Origin of the sequence: Nocardia sp. NPDC059764 (assembly GCF_042732555.1) — a bacterium.
Taxonomy (GTDB): Bacteria; Actinomycetota; Actinomycetes; order Mycobacteriales; family Mycobacteriaceae; genus Nocardia.
Window position 1 is genome coordinate 1 of sequence record NZ_JBHWHH010000282.1, and the last position, 6,121, is coordinate 6,121.

Annotated in this window: 9 protein-coding genes; 5 read left to right on the forward strand and 4 right to left on the reverse strand. The window is 68.7% G+C overall.

The window, feature by feature from the left end:
• Nucleotides 1–30: 30 nt before the first annotated feature.
• Together greA and ACFV4K_RS34330 are read right to left on the reverse strand one after the other, a co-directional pair.
• A complete protein-coding gene (greA, locus tag ACFV4K_RS34325) occupies nt 31–522 on the reverse strand; it encodes a transcription elongation factor GreA (protein WP_357280179.1) in 492 nt (163 codons plus the stop codon).
• Between the two features lie 247 nt (nt 523–769).
• Nucleotides 770–1,186, reverse strand: a complete 417-nt coding sequence (locus tag ACFV4K_RS34330; protein ID WP_379280466.1) for a DUF4307 domain-containing protein — start codon at nt 1,184–1,186, stop codon at nt 770–772.
• A gap of 173 nt (nt 1,187–1,359) precedes the next feature.
• Between ACFV4K_RS34330 and mca the strand changes: the two genes are divergently transcribed.
• From mca to ACFV4K_RS34345, 3 genes are all read left to right on the forward strand, one after another.
• Nucleotides 1,360–2,241: a mycothiol conjugate amidase Mca gene (mca, locus tag ACFV4K_RS34335; RefSeq protein WP_379280477.1), complete on the forward strand. Its 882-nt coding sequence runs from the start codon at nt 1,360–1,362 to the stop codon at nt 2,239–2,241.
• Nucleotides 2,241–2,528 (forward strand): hypothetical protein, encoded by a 288-nt coding sequence (locus ACFV4K_RS34340; protein WP_379280479.1) that lies wholly within the window; start codon nt 2,241–2,243, stop codon nt 2,526–2,528. The genes mca and ACFV4K_RS34340 overlap by 1 nt, the downstream gene beginning before the upstream one ends.
• 132 nt (nt 2,529–2,660) lie before the next feature.
• Nucleotides 2,661–3,560 (forward strand): alpha/beta hydrolase, encoded by a 900-nt coding sequence (locus ACFV4K_RS34345; protein WP_379280468.1) that lies wholly within the window; start codon nt 2,661–2,663, stop codon nt 3,558–3,560.
• 27 nt (nt 3,561–3,587) lie between these two features.
• Here ACFV4K_RS34345 and ACFV4K_RS34350 read toward each other — a convergent pair whose 3' ends face one another.
• Nucleotides 3,588–4,055, reverse strand: a complete 468-nt coding sequence (locus ACFV4K_RS34350) for a VOC family protein (protein WP_379280470.1) — start codon at nt 4,053–4,055, stop codon at nt 3,588–3,590.
• 171 nt (nt 4,056–4,226) lie between these two features.
• Here ACFV4K_RS34350 and ACFV4K_RS34355 point away from each other — a divergent pair, with 171 nt between their 5' ends.
• A complete protein-coding gene (locus tag ACFV4K_RS34355; protein WP_379280472.1) occupies nt 4,227–4,748 on the forward strand; it encodes a helix-turn-helix transcriptional regulator in 522 nt (173 codons plus the stop codon).
• 10 nt (nt 4,749–4,758) lie between these two features.
• Here ACFV4K_RS34355 and ACFV4K_RS34360 read toward each other — a convergent pair whose 3' ends face one another.
• The gene (locus ACFV4K_RS34360) at nt 4,759–5,451 is read right to left on the reverse strand and encodes a hypothetical protein (RefSeq protein ID WP_379280474.1); all 693 of its coding nucleotides are present in this window, start codon (nt 5,449–5,451) and stop codon (nt 4,759–4,761) included.
• 217 nt (nt 5,452–5,668) lie between these two features.
• Here ACFV4K_RS34360 and ACFV4K_RS34365 point away from each other — a divergent pair, with 217 nt between their 5' ends.
• On the forward strand, nt 5,669–6,019 hold the full coding sequence (locus ACFV4K_RS34365) for an SPFH domain-containing protein (RefSeq protein ID WP_379280475.1): 351 nt from the start codon (nt 5,669–5,671) through the stop codon (nt 6,017–6,019).
• Nucleotides 6,020–6,121: the final 102 nt, after the last annotated feature.

Consider the following 6,121-nt stretch of genomic DNA (forward strand, 5'->3'; position numbering starts at 1 on the left):
CTTTTGCATTTCGGCCGATACAGCGGTTGATCAGCTGTGGTAGGGCTCCGCGGAGACCAGGGTCACCTTCATGGTCTTGCCATTGGGCAGGGTGTATTCGCGGGTGTCGCCGACCTTGGCGTCGATGAGGGCGCCGCCCAACGGGGAGTTGGGGGAATAGGTCTCGAGGTCGGCGCTGCCGAGGCCCTCTTCGCGGGTGGCGATGAGGAAGGTCTCGGTGTCGGACTCGTCACCGTCGTAGTAGACCTTGACGACCGAGCCGGGCAGGGCGACGCCGGACTTGGTGGGCGCGACGCCGACCTTGGCGTTGTTCAGCAGTTCCTGCAGCTGGCGGATACGCGCCTCCTGCTGGCCCTGCTCTTCACGCGCCGCGTGGTAACCGCCGTTCTCCTTGAGGTCGCCCTCTTCACGGCGCTCGTTGATTTCGGCCGCGATGACGGGACGGTTGGCGATGAGCGCGCCGAGTTCGCTCGTGAGCCTCTCGTGCGACTCCGGGGTCAGCCAAGTCACGGTCTCAGTCATCTCGATCACTCCCTAGTAGTTGTCCCCGGCAAGCCGGGATTCCCTGATGCCCGTTGCTGAAACCCATCTGGAGATGGGCACACAGCAGCAGTGGACAGCCAGAGCGATCCCTGGGGAGAGTCCCGACAGCGCCGGCCGTCAATGCAGCAAACACGGCTCCGAACGCCGGAACCGTGTATCGCATCATTTTAGCACGATTTGAAAATGCGCAGGTAGAAGCGGCAATGCGGGTCGCATACCCGACTTTTCACCCGACGCGCAGGTAGGCCGGCACATGCTCGGTGCAGCCGTAGACATTGGCCGCGCCGGCCCGGCGGGCGGTCTTGATGGTGGTGTCCATGCGGACGGTGCCGGCGTCGGAGCCGGGAACCAGGATCTCGCGGCGGCCGACCTCGTCGGTGTCGCCGTCCATGGCGCGCACGATGCAGGCGACCGCGGTGCCGGGATCCTTGCGGGTCACCTTGAACTCGATGGTGGTGGTGGAGTCGTCGACGACGGTGTAGCCGAGGCGTTCCGGTTCGATGTCCTGCGGCCCATAGGTGCGGAAGCCCAGGTAGGCGACCACGAGTCCGCCGACGAGGACGATCGGTCCGAGGGCCCAGGGCAGCCAGCGGCGATTCTTCCGCGGCTCGAGCCCGTACCTGTCGGCCGGTCTTTCGCTCATATCGGGGACGCTCCCGGGGGGTAGGTCGGAACAAACAACGATCGGATGGAACTATAGGGAATGGATATCCGATGCCTGTGTCTGGACTCGGCACGTGCCAATTGATACAGCTCGACGCTACGAGGTGAAAACGTGATCGGTGAGGTGAACGAGAAGTGAGTGGTCTTCGCCTCATGGCGGTGCACGCCCATCCCGACGACGAATCCAGCAAGGGTGCGGCCACCACCGCGCGCTACGCCGCCGAAGGCAACGAGGTGCTGGTCGTCACCCTCACCGGTGGGGAGCGGGGCGACATCCTGAACCCCGCCATGGACACCCCCGGCATCAAGGACCGCATCACCGAGGTTCGCCGCGAGGAGATGGCCGCCGCCGCCGATGCGCTGGGCGTCCGCCAGACCTGGCTGGGTTTCGTGGATTCCGGTCTGCCGGAAGGCGATCCGCTGCCGCCGCTGCCCGAGGGCTGCTTCGCGCTGGTGCCGCTGGCGGAGGCCGCCGAGGCGCTGGTGCGGGTGGTGCGCGAGTTCCGGCCGCACGTCATCACCACCTATGACGAGATGGGCGGCTACCCGCACCCGGACCACATCATGTGCCACCAGGTGTCGGTCGCGGCGTTCGAGGCCGCCGGCGATCCGGAGCGGTTCCCCGACGCGGGTGAGCCCTGGACGCCGCTGAAGCTGTACTACGACCACGGCTTCAGCGTGGCCCGGCTCGAGGTCTTCGCCGCCGAGTACGAGCGCATCGGTGAACCGTTCCCCATGCAGGAGTGGATGGACCGGATGCGCAAGTACGCCGCCGAGCGCGGCGACATCATGGCCCGGGTGACCACCCAGGTCGAGTGCGCCAAGTACTTCCCGGCGCGGGATGACGCGCTGCGTGCCCACGCCACCCAGATCGACCCCAACGGCGCCTTCTTCGCGGTGCCGACGGAGATGCAGCAGCGGCTGTGGCCGACCGAGGAGTTCGAGCTGGCCAAGACCCGCGTCAAGACCGCGATCCCGGAGACCGACCTGTTCGCGGGCATCGACGACGCCGACACCGAGGACGCCGCCCGATGATGCTCACCCTGCTCGCCCAGACCAACAACTCGCCGACCGGCCCGGAGTTCGGCAAGGCGTCGCCGCTGGGCCTGGTCATCGTGCTGGTGCTGCTGGCGGGCACGATCCTGCTCATCCGGAACATGAACAAGCACATCAAGAACCTGCCCTCCGAGTTCTCCCCGGAGCACCCGGAGGCGGATCAGGAAGCCGACGAGGGCACCGAGCACGGGATCGCCGCGCAGGAGGACGACGACGCGTCGCCGCGCAGCGAGTCCAAGCCGGAAGCCACCAACGGCACGGCCTGACCCCGATGACGTACAGCGCCCCCGGTCCACGGACCGGGGGCGCTGTCGTTTCCCGGCACTCGGAACAATTCCGGTCACGCTGCCGTTTTCGCTCCGGAGAGCGAAACAGCCGGAGTGGAAAGGGAAATCGCGATGCCGAGCCCGGAGATGCGCGAGTTCATCGAACAGTTCGAGCAGAGCCGGGCGGCCCGGCCCGATACCCCGCCGTCACTGGCGGAACTCCGGGCCGGGTTCCTGCCCGCGGGCCGGAAGTACGAGGTTCCCGATGATGTTCGGGTGAGTGAGGTGTCGGCGGCGGGCGTCCCCGCGTACTGGCTGGACGCGCCGGAGACGTCGCCGGAGCGGGTGCTGGTGTTCGTGCACGGCGGCGGTTTCACGCTGGGCTCGCTCGACAGTCACGGCGAGCTGGCGGCGCGGCTGGGCCGGGCGGCCGGGGCGCGGGTGCTGTTCCCGGAATACCGGCTGACGCCCGAGCATCCGTATCCGGCGCCGGTCGAGGACATCCGCGCGCTGTGGCGCTGGTTGCGGGAGGGCCAGGGCGTAGCCGCGAGTTCCATTGTGCTGGCCGGTGATTCGGCGGGCGGCAATCTGGTCGCGGCGCTGCTGCTGGAGTTGCGTGACGCCGGGGCGGAGCTGCCCGCGGCGGCGGTGCTGCTCTCACCCGCATTGGATATGAGCGGGTCCGGGGTCTCCATGACCGAGCGTGATGGGCAGGACGTGATCTTCACGCCGGGCCTGCTGCGCGGGATCTTCGCGACCTATCTGGACGGCGCGGATCCGCGGATCCCCTCGGCCTCACCGCTTTTCGGGGATCTGACCGGGTTGCCGCCGTTGCTGATCCAGGCCGGGACGGCCGAACTGCTGCTCAGTGATGCCGAGGGCTTCGCGGCCGCCGCGCGCGAGGCGGGCGTGGAGGTGGCGTTGACGCTGGGGGAGGGTCTCCCGCACGTCTACGTGATCATGCGGGACACCCCGGAAGCGGCTGCGGCGACCGAGGAGATCGCGGACTTCGTGCGCAAGCGCCTGGGCTGAGCCGGTCTCGGTCCGGCGTCGCGGGCGCTACTCCAGGGTCGGCTGGTCGTACAGGGTGAATCCGCCCTTGCCGTCCGTGTCCACGCCGAGGAATCGTCCGGCGTGGAAGGGGTTGTCGGCGAGCAGCCGGACCACCGTGTTGTCCGGATCGAAGAGGTCCAGGACCGCGCCGTATTCGCCGCGGTCGAAGACCTCGCCGCGGGTGTAGTCGAGTTCGTCGGCGCGGGCGGCGAAGGCGTGCAGGTCGTCGACGGAGTCGACTTCCAGCGCGAAGACGTCGAACCCGCCGAGGTCCGGTTGCCCGGCGCAGTATTCGCGTTCGCGCAGCGCGATGCCGAATCCGCTGGGGTGCATGAGCTGCGCGCCGCGCAGGTCGCCCTCTTCCCGGAATTCCCCGGCCAGGCGCAGGTCGAGTAGGTCAGTGTACCAGGCGACGCTGCGCGCCAGGTCGCTGACCGGCAGCTTGACGTGGCGGATGCGGACGAGTCCGGCCATGGGTGGCTCCTGATTCGGTGCGCGCGGTGTCGTCGGGCGGGAACCCCGCAAGGATGCCACTTCCCTGGCGCCGTGGCGTGGAATGGCGCCGAAAACGCCGGTCCCGGAATACCTCTGGGGGGTATGTGGTTGCGGTGAGTCCACGCTCGATCTCGTCAGAAGGTGGCATTCATGGCTACGCCGACCCTGGACCGGTCCGCCGACGCGGCCAATACCGTTTCCTCCCATGTGGTGGGGGTGATGGTGGAGGCGGCCCTGCGGGCCGGGGCCGACAAGGAGCAGCTCGCCCGGCTGCTCGGCCAGGATCCGGCGCTGCTGTCCGACGACGCGCTGCGGATCTCGACCCTGAAGGTGTCGCGGCTGTGGGAGCTGCTGGACGCTTTCCGCGCGGCTCTGTACGCGACGCTGCCGGACTCCGGCGGGGACGGCGTGCGTCTGGAGAAAGTCGCCCGCGCTCTCCGTCTGGGCGAACGTACCCTGCAGCGCCGCCTGGCCGAGCACGGCACCGGCTGGCGCACCGAACTCGAAACCCTCAGGCGCGATACGGCGCTCGCCCTCCTGCGTGACCCGGCCGTGCCGGTGCGCGTGGTGGCCCTGCGTCTGGGCTATCGCGATCACCGTGTCCTGGCCCGGGCCTTCCGCCGCTGGACCGGCCAGTCGCCCGCGGGTTTCCGCCGCAGCCTGGTGCGGTGACGGGGCCGGATCAGGCCGGGTTGGCGGTGAGGTGGAGGTAGGCGGTGTCGAGGGGGATGTCGACGGCGAACCAGGCGGCCGGGCGGTCGTCGTCGCGCGGGCACCAGGCGGTGGCCACGCACAGGCGGGCGGCCTCGTCGGTGGCCAGGCCGGGCAGGTGCCATTCGATCCGGGCCGGATCCCGGTAGCGGACACCGTATTCGGCGTCGTGGTCGTCGGCGTGGATCCGGTGCGCCCAGCTGCCGGGCATGAGGCGCGCGTCCTCGGCCTGCATGGCCAGCAGTTCGGAGTCGGGTCCGCCGATGCACACCATGAAGTGGTCGTTCTCGATGCTCACCGCCGCGAGGCACTCCCCGGTGTCCGGTCCGCTGGTGGTCCCGGCGGGCAGATCGGTCAATTCGGCCGTGAAGACCAGTCCCGGGACCGCGCTGTGCGCCTTCACCTGCCAGATCCCGGCCCACAGCGCGACCGGCGCGCCCCCGTCCCAGGCCGGCATCTCGATGCTCCCGACCAGCAGGTCGACGGTGGCGTCCCGGTGCCGCCACCGGTGCAGATGCGATCCGTTCGGCAAGCGCCACAGCGTGTTCGGACCGGCGGGCAGCAGCTCCGACCCGACGGTGACGCCGAACCCCACGATCCCGAGCGGGGTGTCGATCACGGCGGGACGACGGTCTACCTGAGCGAGATGGTCGGTGGGGAGCATGAACTCATCATGCAGGGTGCGTTTCGGAGCCCGCTGACCGGTTGCACCCGTTAGTTTTTCGTAAAGGAAATTTCCGGGTGTCCGGCACGGGATTAGCGTTCGTGGTGTCGAACAGCTGAGGTTCCGGGGGTGGGGTTGATGGCGGCGGACGTGATCGGCAAGTTCGCGCGGGTGACGGCCGCGACCACCCCCGACCACCCCCGACCACCTCGGCGAGGTGTTGATCGAGGTGCGGGCCGGGTCCGAACGGTTCCCGGCGCGCGCGGCCGACAGCGAGTCGACGATTCCCAAGCACGCTCAGGTGCTCGTGGTCGGCAGTCTGGGTGGCCGGACCGTCGAACGCGCCCTCGCGGGCTCGATGACCGTGGAGGACATGATCAGTGATCAGGACAAGTTCTCCGAGCAGGTGCGAGACCGCTGCTCGCACGAGATGGAGTCCTTCGGCCTGGTGATCGACTCGTTCCAGATCCAGTCCATCGCCTCGGCGCTGGCCGAGATCATCCAGCAGGCGGGGACTCTCGCCACCATGGCGTGGGAATCCTTGACGCCGGAGGTCGGCTGTTCGTGATCGAGTCGACGAGAAGAACGTGGTGACCAGGCTCAGCAGGATGCCGAGCGGCACGATCGAGAGGATGTAGTTCCGGCGATGGCTCGGTGGGGAGAATCCCAC

Excerpts from the sequence above, each read along its gene's own strand:
- greA (WP_357280179.1), bottom strand. The coding sequence starts at position 522 with ATGACTGAGACCGTGACTTGGCTGACCCCGGAGTCGCACGAGAGGCTC.
- ACFV4K_RS34330 (WP_379280466.1), bottom strand. The coding sequence starts at position 1,186 with ATGAGCGAAAGACCGGCCGACAGGTACGGGCTCGAGCCGCGGAAGAAT.
- mca (WP_379280477.1), top strand. The coding sequence starts at position 1,360 with ATGGCGGTGCACGCCCATCCCGACGACGAATCCAGCAAGGGTGCGGCC.
- ACFV4K_RS34340 (WP_379280479.1), top strand. The coding sequence starts at position 2,241 with ATGCTCACCCTGCTCGCCCAGACCAACAACTCGCCGACCGGCCCGGAG.
- ACFV4K_RS34345 (WP_379280468.1), top strand. The coding sequence starts at position 2,661 with ATGCCGAGCCCGGAGATGCGCGAGTTCATCGAACAGTTCGAGCAGAGC.
- ACFV4K_RS34350 (WP_379280470.1), bottom strand. The coding sequence starts at position 4,055 with ATGGCCGGACTCGTCCGCATCCGCCACGTCAAGCTGCCGGTCAGCGAC.
- ACFV4K_RS34355 (WP_379280472.1), top strand. The coding sequence starts at position 4,227 with ATGGCTACGCCGACCCTGGACCGGTCCGCCGACGCGGCCAATACCGTT.
- ACFV4K_RS34360 (WP_379280474.1), bottom strand. The coding sequence starts at position 5,451 with ATGCTCCCCACCGACCATCTCGCTCAGGTAGACCGTCGTCCCGCCGTG.